The organism is Methylophaga thiooxydans DMS010, assembly GCF_000156355.1.
Classification (GTDB): Bacteria; Pseudomonadota; Gammaproteobacteria; order Nitrosococcales; family Methylophagaceae; genus Methylophaga; species Methylophaga thiooxydans.
Genome location: NZ_GG657897.1, coordinates 111416 through 127999, shown reverse-complemented (window position 1 = coordinate 127999; position 16584 = coordinate 111416). Strand labels below are relative to the sequence as shown.

At 47.0% G+C, this 16584-nt stretch carries 15 protein-coding genes; all 15 read right to left on the bottom strand.

The annotated features are described in order from the left end of the window. Positions 1-52: 52 nt before the first annotated feature. Entirely contained in the window at positions 53-913 is an 861-nt protein-coding gene (locus tag MDMS009_RS07515; protein ID WP_043888048.1) for a hypothetical protein, read from the bottom strand. Positions 914-933: 20 nt separating this feature from the next. Further along, positions 934-2910: a TonB-dependent receptor gene (locus MDMS009_RS07510; RefSeq protein WP_161596151.1), complete on the bottom strand. Its 1977-nt coding sequence runs from the start codon at positions 2908-2910 to the stop codon at positions 934-936. Between the two features lie 111 nt (positions 2911-3021). Further along, entirely contained in the window at positions 3022-3573 is a 552-nt protein-coding gene (locus tag MDMS009_RS07505; protein WP_043888047.1) for a hypothetical protein, read from the bottom strand. Next, a complete protein-coding gene (locus MDMS009_RS07500; protein ID WP_008290970.1) occupies positions 3530-4270 on the bottom strand; it encodes a hypothetical protein in 741 nt (246 codons plus the stop codon). The genes MDMS009_RS07505 and MDMS009_RS07500 overlap by 44 nt, the downstream gene beginning before the upstream one ends. Positions 4271-4350: 80 nt before the next feature. Then, entirely contained in the window at positions 4351-4686 is a 336-nt protein-coding gene (locus MDMS009_RS07495) for a winged helix-turn-helix domain-containing protein (protein WP_237700493.1), read from the bottom strand. Between the two features lie 220 nt (positions 4687-4906). Further along, positions 4907-5776 (bottom strand): hypothetical protein, encoded by an 870-nt coding sequence (locus MDMS009_RS07490; protein WP_237700492.1) that lies wholly within the window; start codon positions 5774-5776, stop codon positions 4907-4909. A 77-nt stretch (positions 5777-5853) separates the two neighbouring features. After that, a complete protein-coding gene (locus tag MDMS009_RS07485; protein ID WP_008291079.1) occupies positions 5854-6918 on the bottom strand; it encodes a VWA domain-containing protein in 1065 nt (354 codons plus the stop codon). Between the two features lie 6 nt (positions 6919-6924). Beyond that, complete coding sequence (locus MDMS009_RS07480; RefSeq protein WP_008290867.1) at positions 6925-7713, bottom strand: MotA/TolQ/ExbB proton channel family protein; 789 nt, start codon at positions 7711-7713, stop codon at positions 6925-6927. 3 nt (positions 7714-7716) lie between these two features. Then, positions 7717-7854: a hypothetical protein gene (locus MDMS009_RS16395; RefSeq protein ID WP_008290921.1), complete on the bottom strand. Its 138-nt coding sequence runs from the start codon at positions 7852-7854 to the stop codon at positions 7717-7719. After that, positions 7854-9863 carry a PEGA domain-containing protein gene (locus tag MDMS009_RS07475; protein WP_008291099.1) on the bottom strand — a complete coding sequence of 670 codons (2010 nt, stop codon included), beginning with the start codon at positions 9861-9863 and terminating at the stop codon, positions 7854-7856. Before MDMS009_RS07475 ends, MDMS009_RS16395 begins: the two co-directional genes overlap by 1 nt. Then, complete coding sequence (locus tag MDMS009_RS07470; RefSeq protein WP_008291140.1) at positions 9850-11292, bottom strand: hypothetical protein; 1443 nt, start codon at positions 11290-11292, stop codon at positions 9850-9852. The genes MDMS009_RS07475 and MDMS009_RS07470 overlap by 14 nt, the downstream gene beginning before the upstream one ends. A 9-nt stretch (positions 11293-11301) precedes the next feature. After that, entirely contained in the window at positions 11302-12489 is a 1188-nt protein-coding gene (locus MDMS009_RS07465; RefSeq protein ID WP_237700491.1) for a hypothetical protein, read from the bottom strand. Between the two features lie 46 nt (positions 12490-12535). Continuing rightward, entirely contained in the window at positions 12536-13093 is a 558-nt protein-coding gene (locus MDMS009_RS07460; protein WP_008290875.1) for a hypothetical protein, read from the bottom strand. Positions 13094-13340: 247 nt separating this feature from the next. Further along, positions 13341-13937, bottom strand: a complete 597-nt coding sequence (locus MDMS009_RS07455) for a DUF2238 domain-containing protein (protein ID WP_043888046.1) — start codon at positions 13935-13937, stop codon at positions 13341-13343. A gap of 186 nt (positions 13938-14123) precedes the next feature. Further along, complete coding sequence (locus MDMS009_RS07450) at positions 14124-16583, bottom strand: ABC transporter permease (protein ID WP_008291055.1); 2460 nt, start codon at positions 16581-16583, stop codon at positions 14124-14126. Position 16584 lies beyond the last annotated feature (1 nt).

The window sequence follows — 16584 nt, the reverse complement described above, 5'->3', positions numbered from 1 at the left end:
AAAGAGCCTCAGCCTGATTCAGGCTGAGGCTCTTTTTGTTAGTTCTACGCTGTTAATTATGTCTGCCTGCGGGCCACCAAAGTTGGTGATCAGACCCTGCTGCACGAAAGCGCATTATCTTAGTTTGTGTAGCCGTGCTAAGTAGGTAGGTTTCCAATATTTTTGCCGCTTTCGTGTTGGTGGCGGGGAAGTGCTCAGGTTTGGGACGCGTGATAGCCATGATCCTTTGTAGTAAAGGATCTGCACTAAACAGTATGGCCATCTCCGTGTGATGCTTTGCTTGAAACGTGAGGAAGGGTATCGCTCCCCAAATAACATAGGCATGCTCTTTTTCGGCGACTTTAATTGCACGTCCTTTGCTAACGCCTAAATCTCGATACCAGTCGCTATCCAGTGACAGTCCACTCGCTGTGCTGACGAGTTCAGTCAATGCCGAAATACCGCCATTATTGTTTGCAATCAGTGTTTGACCGTTGTTGGCAATTGCTCTAAACGCTTCTGCCAGACTACTGCTATCACCGACTCGAGCAGGATCATTTTTTGGGCCAATTAATGCCGCCTGGTTTGCGAACACCATGTTTGGCCACGAGCCATATCCATCAGCAACAAACTCAGCCATACCGGCTTTGCCATAATGCGAAATGATCATATCGGCATTTCCTGCCAAGGCTATGGCAAAGGGATCGTCACTTTTCTCCACGATGACCTGATGCCCCGTCTGTGCTTCAAATTCTGCTAACAAATACGTCAATAAGCCGCTGTCTTGGGGCGTATTGACGACGGCAAGCCGAACCTGAGTGCTGGCTGGCATCTGAGTCGATTGAGCACATGCTGTCAGGTGGAACGTGATTAGCAGAAGACAAAAGCGATGGAGTAGTTTGACCCATTTATTATGTCCAGTTGTAATGAGCATGATGGTTCCTTTTTTGAGCATTAATGCCAACGAATGTTCATGCCCGTATAGAGAAACCGGCCAGCTTGTGGATAACCATAACTGGTTTCATAATCCTCATCAAACAGGTTTTCAATGCCGACATAAACATCGGCTGCCCCATTGGGAACCGTGTATTTTAGGCGCGTATTGACCAGTTCAAAGCTGTCCAGCTTACGCCGCTCTGACGCATCATTACGGTTGAAGTAATTTTGCGAGCCGACTCGGGTGATATCACCACTTAACTGCCAGCGCGGTGACATTGTATACACCGTTTGCAGCGTTGCTTTGTGTGTAGGACGATACTGCAACTGCTTCGATGCCGCATTCGATGATGTATCTTCAGCGTCCAGGAAACCGATGCCGGCGTTAACCGTGAACTTCGGCGTTAGCTGATAACTGCCCGAGATATCGACACCTTTGAATCTTAGCTCATCACGATTTTCAAATAAGTCTGTTGTGTCATCGCGTTCGATAAAGTCATCAATATCCGATTGCCAAACCGCGATATCCAAGCTGCCCTGCTGCCAGCGATTTCTGAGGCCTATTTCATAATGCTTAGCGCGTTGAAACCCTAGTGCTGGATTACCTGCATCTTGTTCAAAAAGTTGTCTGATGGTGGGGGCATCAACTTTTCTTGCCACACTGCCATAAATGCGAGTGATCGATGTTAGTGCTTTGCTTAATGCAAATTGTGCGCTGCTTGCTGTTTCATCACTGGCACCATCGATATTTAATTTATGATGACCTATGCCTACGGTTGCGGTGACATTAAAGGGTAATGGCTGAGTGACCTCGAAGGCGTAAGACTGCACAGACAGATCTTCATCAGTCATTGTTGAATCATAGGCTGTGGTTGGGCAAGGTGCGCCACCGCCACCGCCACCGCCACCGCCACCGCCACCGCCACCGGAAGAGATGTTGCATTCGATACCATTCTCATCATAAATTTCGTTGCGATGATCAATGCTAAAGGCGAGTTGGGTCGCAGTCTCAGGTAATAAACCAGAGAGTTGGCTGTGAAAGCCTCTTAATTGTGTTTCTTCGGTACGACGAAACGTGTTGTTTGAGCTGATCGTGTTAAGCGATAGTGTGTCGTAGCTGGCGGTGCGTTCCTCTAATTGGTTATCGAAGAACCATAATTTACCGATCCAGTTATCGGTGAAATCGTAGTCTGCGCCAACTTGAATGGTGTAACCGTGTTGAGATTCGACGCGTTCAAAGCGTGCACGTTGGGCAAAATCATCTACGCTGTTATCAAGCGTGATCGGTGGTTTGCCGTACTCGCCTTCCAAATAGGTGGCGAAGATACCAACCGTTAACTTCTCCGTTAGATGACGGTAATAACTTAACACAAGGTTTTCGCGGCGGTTATCACTGTTGTTACGATCGTTACTGTCTTGAAAATTTTCAGCATCTGCTGTGAGAGTGCTGGAAAAATCGTTAGAGACTGAAAAGGCGTCGCGATCTCGTACACCGTAGCCAAAGAAGAAGTCTTGATCCGCATCGCCATAGCCAACTTGGCCATTGGCGAGCCAGAAGTCATCACTGCCACGCTCAACTTTAGTCGTCGCATTAAACCCTTGTCCCATCGCGCGTGTTTTTATATCAATAACGCCAGCCATACCCCCATCGCCATAAAGCACTGAGGAACTGCCGACATTAAGATCAACCCTTCCTATGCCGAAGGCAGGAATCAAGCTGGGGTCGAATTGGCCATCAAAGGTGGAGTTAAAGGGTACGCCGTTAACCAGGAGTTTAATCTGCCGGGTTCTTAGACCTCGGATATCCATACGTGGCGTGCCATCACCACCATAGCGAACATTGGTGCTGGGTGATAGGCGCAATGCATCTTCCAAGCTTCTGGCTCCTATCAATTCAATATCGTCTTGATCGACCTGATAAACAGTCCCTGACTCAGCTTCTGCGTTGACCACGATATTTGAGAGTTCGTAAACCGGTTGTTCGCTGGCGAACACCGGCGTCAGAGGGAAAATGCTAAAGGCGAATAGGTATTTGGATATATTTTTTGAAATATATCGATATTTAAACGAATTTTTTGAGTGCTTCATGAGAACCTTAAAAATGATTTATTGTGTGTGTTTTTTCAGACTGCGCCAGGCCATAAAGCCAATCAAAGCGCCAACGCCACCAAATAGGAAATGGGTGATAAAGGGATAGGCTAGACCATGTCGAAACGAATCAGTTTCAATACCGGCGACCACCATCAACCCGACTTTTAACATGGGTTTGATCATATGGATAAAACCAACGCCAACTGGTAATAACCACAGCGTGATTGGGGAGCGCGACAATTGACGGTACAACAAATCAATGAAAATACCCTGACTTAGCACAATCACCGCAGCCGTTGGGTTATCTCGCCAGATGAGGGCGGCGACAAGCCCACCTGCACCAGCTAATGTGCTGCTGTAGTTGTAGGGTGAGGCGCAGCGGACAAAGACAAGAATGGCCATTAATGTCAGACCTTGCCGCCCCGGCAAGTCTAGCCCATAACGAAAACTTTCATGTAAGAGCATCGCAATGACGCCGGCTAAGGCAATCAGCGCATGTTTACTGAGACTTGAATTAAAAAGTTCAGAACTGTTTGAGATAGCTTTTTGCAGCGACTTGCCAGACATCTGCTTTTTCCTCATGTGGTTCAACGATTAGACAAGGCTCGCCACCTAGCCATATTGCCCGGGGCCATGTGCCCATATCGATCTGAGTTGTAACATCGACAAGAGGTAGCCCTTCACGATTTTGCACAACAGCAATATCGGTAGATTCTTGAAGCTGTTTAAGCGATAGCGTTTGCTCAGCGTGATCTCGCATTCCCGCCAGCCAGAGTAAGCGACCATCATTTCCTGAACCGCATAAGGTGGCAGCCGCTAGAGCACCTATCAGCCCGTCTTTGGTTCCTGTCAGACCGTGCAAGCGAATCCCATGTTGTGTTGCCAGGCTTGTTGCTATCGCTTGAGTGACAACACGGTGCTTACAAATGATGCCAAATTGCATCAGGCTTACCGTCAGTACCTGCTCAGGGAGTAGACAGAGTCCTGCATCAGCGCCATCAGCACTGTTTTCTATCAAATAATCGATACACAGTGATTCCAATTGCCCAATGTCGCCCGGCTGCTCTACAACCAGACACGCCGCGCTATTGTGTGAGGTAAAGGGAACCAGCGGGCTCATCAATAATTGATGACGCGTGACAAAACGACAATTACCTAAATGACGTTGGTTGATACTGTTGCATAACGCCCGGGCATGAAACCCCGTGCCTCGGCTATCCAGATTATCTGTGTCATCAATACCAATAAAGAGGCGAGTGCCCATAAGCAACTTTTATAAAATGAATCGTGATATTCCAGCATATATATCGGTAGCTGTAAATGCTACCAAATGCTTATTGTCATTTAGCGATCGAGTAATGCGGTAATGGCAGCTGCTTCTGCTTCGATAGAGGCGTGTACTTTTTGTTCTAACTGCCTGTAGTGCTGCAAAATTTCCTGACCGAATGTTGTCACTGTTGCTCCGCCACCATGACTGCCGCCTTTGCTGGTGTGCACGAGGGGGTGCTTAAAGCTGGTGTTCATGGCGTTGACCAGATCCCATGAACGTTTATAGGACATTCCCATCGCGCGTCCTGCCGCTGAAATGGAGCCATGCGTTTCAATTGCTTCGAGCAAGTCAGCCTTACCGGGGCCTATTGCCACGATATCGTTGTTATGAAATCTGATTTTTATACTCACGGATTTTGCCATATCGTCGCACTGAGTAGTGAAGTTGAACAGGTTTTAAACGCTACCTTGAATAGGCAAAGAAGTACATATATTTGCCTGTGCTAGCACAAGGATAGTGATAAAAATAAGGCGAATGAAATTTCTTTCTTTGTTATTTTCGATGCATTTAGCGACATGAGAGTCTTAAATAAGCATAAAACAACGGATTTTAATGATTTTCTGGCCAAGACTATCTTGGCAGAGCGATAAAGGTACCGTCATTTTGTTGGGTCATTTCTCGCATTAAAACGCTAAATCTGTCCGTGGTGCCCGCCGAAATAAAGCCAACGGCGTGGATTTTGGCAAGCTTACGACCAGAGCTGAGGGTGCGGTTTTCTTTTGCCACGGTATTAATCACAGCATCATACCCGCCACCGGAGTATTCATCACCAAATACGTAGATGGAGGTCGTAATATTTGGTTTGGCGTATTTTCGCAGTGCCACAGTTAAGCCTTCAACCGGACTTGAGTTAGATAAGGCATTCCATTTTTTGAATAGCGCAATCACACTTTGTCGTCTGCTTGCTGTATCCGGGATCCATTTTCCATCGTAGCCTGAAATAAGGGGCTTACCCATATCATTCAGGATCTGAAAGCCTTTTACTTCCGGATGAATATTGAGCACATTGATCACTTCTTTTGACACGCTTCCCCAGATACTTTTCATACTGCCCGAGGTATCGACAATGAAAACAACATAATCACTGTCGACAGGTATGCCGCCCACTTCAATATCACGTTCATTGTTGGGCCTTTGTGGTGTGCTCAATGACGCTTGTTTCAGTCTTTCCTCGACAAGGCTTAACCCTGAGATACGTTCAGCAATAGAAGCATTTTTTTGCTCGAGTGACTGGCGCTGGTTTTCCAGAGCTTGTGAGGCTTGTGCCACTGATTGCTTTTGGCCAGAGAGTTGTTGCAAGGTATTTAAGTCGGCGTCCATCTCTTGCTGAATCTCTGTCACTGAGTTTTGCAGGCTGATCAACGATGCTAACAGCGAACTCACCTCATCAGCACCAGCAACAGAAGATTCAACATCTGTTTTAGCAATTAAAATTAACATCACAACGGCACCAAAGCCGCAGGAGATAACATCAAGAAAAGACAGGCTGAAAATATCTAAACTTTTATGCCGCCGTTTCATGGCCAGTTACTCGCGGGACTGATGACTAAGCCTTGTGTGCTGGATGCCCATAACCAGTATTCATAGGCAGCTTCAGGGTCGCCTTCTAAAGGCAGTAGTACGATATCGACTTGCGCGCTTTTGGGGCCGCTTTCACTCACGGTCTGCTTAAATAAGCGCTTACGACATTCGCCCGAAATGGTTTTTGCTGTGCCAGTTAATGAACCACAACTCGAAAACGGATTCAGGCTTTTATAGCGAGACTCACCTTTAGTGGGAAGCCCATCGGTGATGACATAATAATTGCTGGGCGCAAACGATTTGGCAACGTTGAGTCCCTTCTGCAAGTTCGTCGCGCCTTCAGGCACGATAGTTTTTAATTCATTGATAATAGATGACACTGTGTTGGATGCCTTGGCTGTCATCCAACCTTTTCCACCTAGCTGACGGGCGTCTTCACTATAGGCAATAACGACCACCTGACTGGTTTTTGGCAATCTGGCTAACAGCCATTCGACGACCCGTCTGGTGCGTAACCATTTTTCAGCAGCGAGCTTGCCTTGCTGAGACCCACTTTTGGTTTTGATAATGTCGATCAGTTTTTCATGGGTCATCGATGCGCTGACATCGACCAAAATGGCGATTTTGTCTCCCTCGACCTTAAGCCCTAACAGGTAGTTTTCTTCATTGATTTGTTGGCTTTCAACCAAATCCTCTTTCGTTGGAGCGGGGATTTGAGTAATAGTCTCTTTCAACGCATCAAGCTCAGAAGTGGCTTGCTGTAGGGCGGTTTTTTTACCTTCGAGATCATCACGCTGTTGCTTGAAGTCGCGGCCCATCGCCGCCAGATCCACATTTTCTTTTTTGAGTCGGGCGCGTAGCTCCGCGAGGTTTTGCTGAGCCTCATCTCTTGCCTGCTCCAGTGTGCTGATATCTTGTTTCAGGTTATCTATTTCGGCAGGTGCGTCGGCAATATTTTGTTTGACCAGCATAAACACTAAAATAACGGCGCCCAGCCCACAGGACATAATGTCCAGAAAGGCAAGGTTGGAGCCTTCTGCGCGTCGACTTTTATGTGCCAAACTTGATTACCTGATTCGCCGTAAAAGGTATTTATCGCAGTAGTCCTGGGTATCGACTATCTGACTGTCCTGCAAGCGTTGCAGTTGGTGGAATAAAAACATTAAAAAGATACTGATAAGCAGGGCGACCAGCGTTGAGTTAAATGCAACGCCCAGACTGTCGGTCATGCCCGAGATATCTCCGGCTAATGCTTCGTCGGCTTGAGATAATGCTTGCCCGATACCGCGTACAGTGCCAATAAAACCAATCGAAGGTATTGCCCAGATCAGATAGCGAATCATTGTGTTTTCAGAGTCTTGCTTCACGGCTAAGGCCTCTAAATTGCTCTCAATGGCATCAGATAGATTTTGCACGTTATCGGTTGAGCTGTAGCGCCATAATGATGAGCGTAAAGTGTGAACCAGCGGCGATTTCATGCAATCCTGGGGGATCTCTTTATCCAGCCGGTCGATGATCCCGTTCACATCTAAATCATGGCGGGCGCCATTAGTTTCAGGGTTATCAGTGTCAATACGGACATCTTTGATCAGATCAACACTGTAAAGGTATTTGGTTTTTAGGATCTCACGGTAAGCGCCAGCTATTAAAAAACAGCCCCAGAACATTAAGATGAAACAAATTTCCTGCTCATAGTCTTTGATAATAACGACAATATCCCGTGGTGATGACTGGCCTTGGGCTAAGGCATACTCCATAAGCTGTGCGGCTTCTGGCCGGATATAACCAATATAAATCATATGCACGACGATTAAAGATACGACTAATGCCGCAAAGTTTTTGAGTGTGTCTTGCATGATTTAAATATCCACAGGAAAGGAAACAGGGGCGTTAAGACTGATAAAAGGTTTACCTGCGTAGACGTTATGGAGCATCGTTGAAGCGAGCAGTAAAACGACGATAACAAGCGTTGATAAGACAAATTTTTTGGTGCGCATTATTCGTTACCTCCGTAGAGAAAACGGCCTAATCGAAAGCCTAGATCATCTCTGGTTTCCACTAAACCTTCGCGAAAAGAAGCTCGTAGTTCCGTTAGCGTACCAGAGCGCCAGTTTGCGCCTTTAACCACGCGCATTCCTGTTGTTTTCGTATCCAGCATATGAGCAAAAACGGCGCCTTTTTGAGGCACGTTAAGGTTGTAACTGTCATGTGTCCATTCACTGACGTTACCGCCCATATCAAACAAACCTGATAACTCACGTTGCATACTCATGACGGGTGCGATACCTGGTTTACCATCATCATAACGGGGAACAAATGTGGTGACGCTTCCTTTACTTGATTCATCGGCAATATTGGCTGCTTTAGACGGCAGGGTTTTATTGCTTCCCCAAACAAATTGAGTCTGTGTGGGACGTCCCGCCTTGCGAGCCAGCCATTCCCATTCTGCTTCGCTCAGTAGACGATAGCCATCAGCATCATTATTTACTGAGTGAAGCTTGCCGCCTGTTACCCCATAAACGGGCGTTAAGTTTTCAGCACGACTCAACCAGTTTGCATACTGAACCGCATCTAACCAAGACACCGAGGTTACCGGCACATTACCCGCGCCTTTATGATCGGGCTTAAACTGCGAGTAGGCCGCATTGGTGACTTCATGGCGGCCAGCATAAAAGGGCTTGGTGATAGTGGCCGTTTTAACAAACTCATTGGCGCGTTGCCCTGGTTCACCACGCGAGGCACCCATAAGCACTTTATCATTGGGCGTGAACAGCACCATCTCACCGCCAGCTTTAGTTTGATAGGTTCTCGGCGCTTCTAACAGACGTGCTTTTTTCTCCGGGAGAAGTGTTATTGATAGTTTTGCAGGCGATTTAGCTGATGGTGTGAGGGTTTTTGTGACGCTGCGATACCCGGACAAGCTCACTTCAATTTCATGTGTGACAGCATGGAGAGATAGCTTGAGTGGTGTTTGCCCCGCTGTTTTACCATTGATGGTTACCGTTGCCTGAGGTGTTGCATTGATTTCAACCTCGCCCATCTCTTTTTGCAGAGAAAACTTAATATCACGTTGTTCATCGGCGGCTAACGTTAAGGTGTGCGATTGTGGGAAAAAGCCGGGTTTGGTGTAAGTCAGCGTGGTTTTCTGACCAGCGTTGATATTGACTTTAGCTGTGATAGCAACGGGACTGCCATTTCGCATCAGTGTGCCGCCAGCAGGGGATACGGAGACACTAACGCCCGCGCTTTTGGGCGACAGTTGGTAATGTCTAGAGATATCGTTGGCCGTATTTTTAATTTCTACTTCGTCAAGCGTCGGGTCAAAACCGGGTTTGGTAATTTCAACGGCATGTCTACCGCCAGCAAGCGATAACTGGAATGGCGTTTCGCCCATCTCAGTATCATCAATGCTGACGGTCGCGCCTTTTGGTGTGCTGTTGATGCTGACTGTTCGCTCAATAGGGGTAAGTTCAATCTGTTCTTCAATTCGCTCGCCGCGATCCACCGAATAGGTGCGTGACTCTGTTTCATAATAAGGGTGGCTCACAGTAATCGCATACTCACCCGCTTCCAGCTTTTTTTGAAAGGTACTGGCGACAGCGGCAATGTCATCATTGATAAGCCAGCTGGTTTCATCAGTGTTTGCCGAGGTGGTGAGGACAAATTCGCCCGGCAGTGGCTGCAGCGTGATCGTTGTGACTTTACCAAAGTCATCATGGCTGAGCTGTTGTTTTGTTGGCATAAAGCCGGGGGCTTGGGCTTTAATTTCTGCAACTGATGACAGACTGTAAAGATGCCCATAAATAACAAAGGCAAGGCCGCGCTCAGTGTTAACCTGTGCTTGTGAGGTGATCTCCGAAGGTAATACTTCAATACGCGTGCCTCGCGAGGCAAACACCACCGTCATTATCAACAGCACAATGACAACAAACCCCGCGAGCAAAGACAGCGTCATAAGCCGTTGCTTACGACGCGCTGCTTCAATAGCTTGATTAAAGTCGTTCATCAGCCACCACGCGGAGTTGATAAAAGTTTGAGTCGAGCGGGATCATGACCTCAACGAGTTTGGATTTATAGCCTTGTCGCTTGCCTTCAAAGGTATAAGGACCTGGTTTGAGTTCAATGACTTTTGATGTGGTGGTACCGACATTGCCAACACCTCGAACGGAAACAAAGGTGTTGCCATCTGATAACACGGTCACTTCAACCGGTGTATTGACGGCACGCAAGGTTGATTCAAGTTGAGCTCTCATTTTAGCGAGTGTCGGACTTTTCTGTGTATAGGATTGAGATTGTATTAAAGCGATATCAGCCGCGGTTTTATTTTGCGGGTTAGCTAAGCGGTATGGGGTTGCCAGTAAATGTTTCAGTGTTTGTGACAGGCTGACAATGCGCTCGGCATCGGCAAATTTGTCGCTGATCATTTTGTCAGCAGGTTTTTCTTTAAGGGCGAGTTCGAGTTGTTGTTTTGCCGTGTTCCAGTCATCGGACTTTTCCGCCGCTAATGCGTTTTCACGATGGGTTTCAAAACGAAGTTGTGAGTCAAGTGCCGCTATTTGCTTTTTTATATCAGTGACCGCAGAACGGCTTGGATACATTTTTTCGGCAGCACTGAGCGCTTTTTTAGCCTCAGTCGCTTGGCGGTTTTCAATGGCGCGATAGGATTGATTAATCAAACGGCTGAACTGAGTTTCTGCCAGTTGGCTACGCAAGGTATCGGCTCGCTCCTGCATAGCAGTACGGTCGGGAGCGATATCGAGTAACTGGTTAATCAGGCTGAGTTCTTTGCTGGCGTTATTTTCAACTTTTGCTACACGAATCGCTTCCTTAAGATCGGTTATTTGTGGAATGCGTTCAATTTGCGATGCCAGGGCTTGTGCTTGTTGTGAGCTGTTATCAAGCATTTGTGCGTTATCAATAGCTAGTCGAGCACGATCATAGTCATCATTTTGATAAGCTGATTGTGCTTGTTGCATTGCTTCTTCAAATGCCGACTTGCTGTCTGTAATGGCTTTCTCTGCAGTCGCAATGAGGTCATCCATCGCCGCTTTCGCATTCGCATACTGACCCGCAGAAAAGGCACTGAGGGCTTCTTTTTCCTGTCGTTTAAGCGTGTCGGATAGGGCATTGTCCCAGTTGACGATATCGATAGTTGCAAGCTGTGGTTTCAGCGTGTTCTCAAAGTACGCAAAGGCTTCCAGGTAGGCTTGTCTGAGTTCAGCCTCATTGCCTTGCTTTTGTCCTGTTTCTGAAGACATTGCTGGCGTGTTGTCGTCTGTTGGCTGCGAATCGTCATCTGGACTGACCAGGCTCATATTAGTAACGACATAGAGAAGCGCTGTGGCCAGTAACCCTAAAACGATGACAATGATGAGCCCTGTGAATAAGCGTTTTTGCTTAGCCTGTTTTGCCCGTGCGATTTCCTCAGTAATCATTTTTGCAGCTTACAGTTGTCTATCAGGTGTGGCTTCAAGTGCATACATTCGGGCCATAAATGTACGCCATTGCTGGAATTGTTCATTCATATCACCCGTGAGCTCGACAGTTTCTTCTTCAAACTGTATCACTTGTGGCGACATCTCCAGGTTAGCTGACTCGCCCAGTTCATTAATCGCATCCTGATGGAATTTGGCTTCTTCGCGGGAGGTGATACCACTGCTGATCAGTGCGGCACCACCGACACCGGCGGCGATAGCAGCGACTTCATTGCCGATGTTGTTGTCATATGAGCTACCAGATGCTGCGGCTGCCACCGCTGCAGCAATTAACAAAACACCACCTGCTATTTTCAATAAGCCTTTATTTCTGGCTTCTTTTTGAAGCTGTGTTTCAGTGAAACTGGCCTCTTGCCAAAGCAAGTAACTGTCTTGCATCTGGTTCGAAAACTGGCTGTAGTTGGATTGCAAATTATCAATAAAAAGCTGTTCTCTGACCCGAACTGATTGAATGCGTTGGTAAAGCGGATCGGCATCACTCGGCATACTTAACAACTGTATTGGTGTTGTGCTGGTGTCTAAATGTTCAGTGAAGGCATCATCATTAAAACTGGCACCAAAACGTAATTCGGCAATATTTTGTAACTCAGCCAGATCGGCAATATCTTCATCTAAAAGCGCTTCGACGATTTCGACTGCAGCTTGCTCAAAAGCCGGATCGTAGGCGTCTTTGCCTTCGTTTCTGGGGTTTTTATAAAAGCCTTCACCGACTTCATGTTGGATGGTTTCATCAAGCCATTCTTTACCACTGGCATCAACCAAGGTGAGATCAAACTCAACGTCTTCACCGTTGGACTCAATGATTTCACCCAAGACATAAAGATCGCCTGATGCGGTGTTGTTGGGGGTCACTCTGACGGCCCCAAATTTACCCGTGTCATCCAACGCTTTTTTGAGTTTATAGGCAAAGCGGTTTGCTTCTGCCCGACGAAGCTCAGGCCAGACACCTTCTTCTTCATAATTCTCGGCATCTTCAGACAGACCATGAGAAAACGCAGGAATAATGACATCCAGTTTTGGTCCCTGGTAACTGACCTCGGTTGTTTTTTCATCAAACGACGAAGATAGCTGTGGCCCTGTCTGCACGTCACCATCAGATTTTGTCAGGGTGTTGGCGCAGCCTGTTAAGACATGCATCAACACCAGCATGTAGATAAGAAATTTAGACGGTCGTCTAAAACGGTCACTGTTCAACGTTCATCCCCTTATAATTTCTGTATTCATCCCAGAGTTTTTTACGAATCTCCGGGTCTGTCTCCGCTTCGGCTGCAAGCCGTATTTGTGCCGCTATCGCATCATCATTAGCGGCTGGCGGAATGTCTTCTGGTGTTGTTCCATTAGTCGGTGCATTAGTGGTGCCTGATGTGTCTTCATCAGTTTGCGCATCTGCCATTGACGAAGTCTCAGTAGGATCCATGGCCGACTCTGTTCCTTGAAGTTCTTCGCTGGCAACAGATTCGGTACTGTTTCCGCCTTCAGTGCCTGCTTGACCACCATTATTCGATGAACTGGTCGTGGGGGAAGACAGTTTACAAAGTTCGAATTTATTTAAGGAGTCGTAAAACGCTTTTTCCATCAAAGCGATTTTTTCAGCGCGGGTTAGCTCGGGGTTATCGACATAGTCGATATTGATGTCGCTGCAATCGATGTTGGCGCTGATAGCATCCTGGGCTTGAGCCGAGCCAAATCCGTTCAGTAAGCAACTGAACAGTAAAGCAGAGATGATGTAATCCGATCTCATCCTTGAGATGTATCCTTATTAGTCATATCGCTACCTCCTAACTTAGTCTGACATCTATGATGACCTGTTCGGTGCCAAAGGTGCCAGCGATTACTGATGTAGACAGGAACGATAAGCGTTACGTTCGAAAGATTGCTATCTTACAAACAGTATAGAAACAAAAAAAGCCCTAATTAACATTCCGTATTGCTGTTTTTAACGTTGCCCAGCTATTGTTCCTACCGTTTTCGCACCGGCCCCATGGTTGCTATCTTTTATGAAACAGATAAAAACCCAATACTGCGATGAGTGCACCAACAAAGTTAAAAACAATATCAAGCGCCGTATTAAAATAGCCACCAACACCATTATCTGGCACCGTCAGTACCGCAACAAACTCAAGGATTTCATTGATAGCGCTTACCCCAAGAGATGCCATAACAGCGATAAATCCGACAAGAATCTGGCTATGGTTGTTTCCAAAATAGTTGCGAAGTAAGTGAAGAAACAGCAATGCCACAACGGCATAAAGATAGCCGTGTACGGCTTGATCAAATTTAAGAATGTACAACTCGCCGCCACCATCAAAAAATGGGTAAATTTTCCACGCGTATAGCACCCCGTCTGCTGTTTGTATGCTCCCTCCCATCATGTGAAGGAGCCCCCATAGAGAGATTGCAGCTAAAAGTGAAGCGGGGATTTTGGTCTTATCGAGTGTTGTGTAGAGCAAGGTGAAAATAAAGATAATGACGCCAGCGTAGGCGATAAATTCAATATTAAAATGACGAATAAAAAACACAGCGAAAGCCGCTGTATACAAAGCAGTGAAGCCTAGAATCGCTTTTTCTGATGTTGAAAAATGCATAGTCATCAGAAGTATAACAGTTCTTAATTTGAGGACGCTTATACGCTGTAAGTAGCGTTCTGGAGAGTGAAATTACATATGTGGAATTTCACTCTGAATGAGCTGACATCTCCGAAAATTGACGGGACTCGCCCGCCATGGTTGATTGTGTACAGGAGGTTTTGGGTTATCGTCAGTTGCTTGCCTCTAAAATTCACGCAATAAATGCATTGGCGGTACTTTCAATACTGTTCTGCTGGCACTGATGCCAATCGCACAAATAATAACGATCCCAATCAACGGTCCTAGTCCCCACAGCAGTGGGTGCCAGCTGGCTTGAGCATTAAATACAAACACCTGCAATCCATACAGACAAGCTTCTGCGCCTGCAGCGGCAATCAATCCGGAAAATAGACCTAAAGCGCCAAACTCAACAAACAGCGATTGCTGTACCAAAGCCTTTCTTGCACCTAACACCCTTAGTAACGCACCTTCTTCCAGCCGTTCTTCCAGTGTTGCGCGAACACTAGCCAGTAATACCAGAGCACCGGCGCTCAGAATGCAGATCAGCACAAGCTGAATGGCTTGCGATAATTGGCTGATGACCGTTTGTATTTGTTTTAAGAGTTCACCCACATTGAGCATCGATACGGTAGGGAACTGCGCCATTTTTTGATAAAAAGCCTGAGCATCAGCATCACTGACAAACACACTACTGACAAAATTGGCCGTGTAGTCTTGTAGTGTGGCTTTGGGCAAAATCAAGTAAAAATTGGGCTGCATTGAACCCCAATCGACTAAACGAATTGAGGTGATGGGTAAGGTCACCGGGTTGCCGCCGATATTGATTGCTAATTCATCACCCAAATTGAGCCCAGCTTCCTCCGCTACCGTTTGTTCAATTGACAGGCCGTTAGCAGTAAAGTCCCCCGATACCAGTTTATTGCCTCTGCTGAGGCTATCCGACCAGGTCAGATTCAGTTCGCGCTCATACAGCTCCGGCTCTCCTTGACCTTCAGGATAAAGCGTTTGGATCGGGGTATCATTCACGGCAACCACACGTCCCCGTATCATCGGGTACCAGTCTGATCTAGGCACTTTCAGTTCATTGCTGAGTTGATTAATGGCTTCAATCTGATGCGTTTGAACATTAAATAAATAATGATTGGGTGCATTTGCAGGTAATTGCTGCTGCCAATCGGATATCAGACTGGTTTTCACCCCCACCAGAATCAAACCCAGCATGATAATGAGTGTAAAGACCAGTAGTTGAAACAGGTTAGGCACTAGCCGCCGGTACAGGGAAGCGAGCCCAATTTGCCAACCACTGGTAGCACCGGATGTTAATGAGCGTCCAAGCCTGAATACACCAAAGCCCACTAAAGAAACAGTCAAACCAATCCCGACAATGGCCAGAGTCATAATGCTGGGCAGCAAGAAACCTTCTGTATAGAGGCACATCAGCGCATACATGCCGATAAAGCCCAAGCTGTAGATCAACAGAGTGTTCTGTTCCAGCTTGAGCGCGGGTTGTAAGACCGACATCGGTGAGATTTTGATAAGGCGCTGCATCATCGGCAGACAAAACGCCAGCATCGACACAAAGCCCGTGGCCACACCGAGCCATAAGCGGTTGATAGAAGGTTCGGGCAATGCTGTCGACATCAAGTCAGACAATAACGATGAAATCAGTCCCTGAATCAGCCAGCCCATAGCCAGACCGAAAACGATGCCAAACACAAATAACACCAAGAACTGAATGGAAAAGAGTTTAACTAAACCGCCCGGAGTTGCCCCTAAGGTTTTTAATACGGCGACCTGCATTAAGTGGCGTTTTACAAAACGAGAAGAAGCCAGCGCGATAGCAATACCGGACAGAATAACGGCCAGTGTGCCGGCTAGTAATAGAAACGATTGTGCTTTGTGGATGGTATCGCCAATGCGCTCACCTTTTTGTACAGGTGTTCGCCAACGCTGGCCGTCATTGAGCTGTGGGGTAACCCAGTTTTGATAAGCATCTAAGGCCTCATTGCTGCCAGCTAATAGCAGACTGTAGCGAACACGACTACCAGGAATAATGACGCCGGTTGCCGCCAAGTCAGCCAGATTCATTACCGCCCGGGGGGATACCGCAAAAGCTGAGCTAGTGGAACCCGGGTCTCTAACCAGAAAGCCAGAAACGGTCAGCTTAGTCTCTCCGACATCTACCTGCTCACCGATACTGATATTCAGTAAGCTGGCCAGTCGTGATGATACCCATATCTGACCTTGTTGTGGCGGACTAACGGTGGTTTTTCCCGCACCAAACAGCGTGGTATCGACAAGAAATGAGCCGCGTAAGGGATAACTGTCAGTGACGGCGCTTAATTGACCTAGCTGTAACGCCTCACCGGCAAAAACCATGGTTCTGAAAGCGATGTTTTCAGCGTGCTGCAGGGAGAGCTCTCGCGCTTTTTGCTGCCAGTGCTGCGGAATCTCATCATCGCTACGGATCATGCGATCAGCCGCCATCAGACTGGCTGATTCCTTTTCGAAAGAAAGTTGTAGCCGGTCGATAAATAAACTGATGGCTGTGACGGTACTCACTGAAATAATCAAGGCAATGATCAGCGTGAGAATGTCGCCACTACGCAGGTCTCTGAGCAGTAATCGTAATGCAAAGCGCATG

Bases quoted from the DNA above. Each gene is read 5' to 3' on its own strand.
- MDMS009_RS07515 (WP_043888048.1), bottom strand. From the start codon at position 913: ATGCTCATTACAACTGGACATAATAAATGGGTCAAACTACTCCATCGC.
- MDMS009_RS07505 (WP_043888047.1), bottom strand. From the start codon at position 3,573: ATGTCTGGCAAGTCGCTGCAAAAAGCTATCTCAAACAGTTCTGAACTT.
- MDMS009_RS07500 (WP_008290970.1), bottom strand. From the start codon at position 4,270: ATGGGCACTCGCCTCTTTATTGGTATTGATGACACAGATAATCTGGAT.
- MDMS009_RS07490 (WP_237700492.1), bottom strand. From the start codon at position 5,776: ATGTTAATTTTAATTGCTAAAACAGATGTTGAATCTTCTGTTGCTGGT.
- MDMS009_RS07480 (WP_008290867.1), bottom strand. From the start codon at position 7,713: ATGCAAGACACACTCAAAAACTTTGCGGCATTAGTCGTATCTTTAATC.
- MDMS009_RS16395 (WP_008290921.1), bottom strand. From the start codon at position 7,854: ATGCGCACCAAAAAATTTGTCTTATCAACGCTTGTTATCGTCGTTTTA.
- MDMS009_RS07475 (WP_008291099.1), bottom strand. From the start codon at position 9,863: ATGAACGACTTTAATCAAGCTATTGAAGCAGCGCGTCGTAAGCAACGG.
- MDMS009_RS07470 (WP_008291140.1), bottom strand. From the start codon at position 11,292: ATGATTACTGAGGAAATCGCACGGGCAAAACAGGCTAAGCAAAAACGC.
- MDMS009_RS07465 (WP_237700491.1), bottom strand. From the start codon at position 12,489: ATGCATGTCTTAACAGGCTGCGCCAACACCCTGACAAAATCTGATGGT.
- MDMS009_RS07460 (WP_008290875.1), bottom strand. From the start codon at position 13,093: ATGAGATCGGATTACATCATCTCTGCTTTACTGTTCAGTTGCTTACTG.
- MDMS009_RS07455 (WP_043888046.1), bottom strand. From the start codon at position 13,937: ATGCATTTTTCAACATCAGAAAAAGCGATTCTAGGCTTCACTGCTTTG.
- MDMS009_RS07450 (WP_008291055.1), bottom strand. From the start codon at position 16,583: ATGCGCTTTGCATTACGATTACTGCTCAGAGACCTGCGTAGTGGCGAC.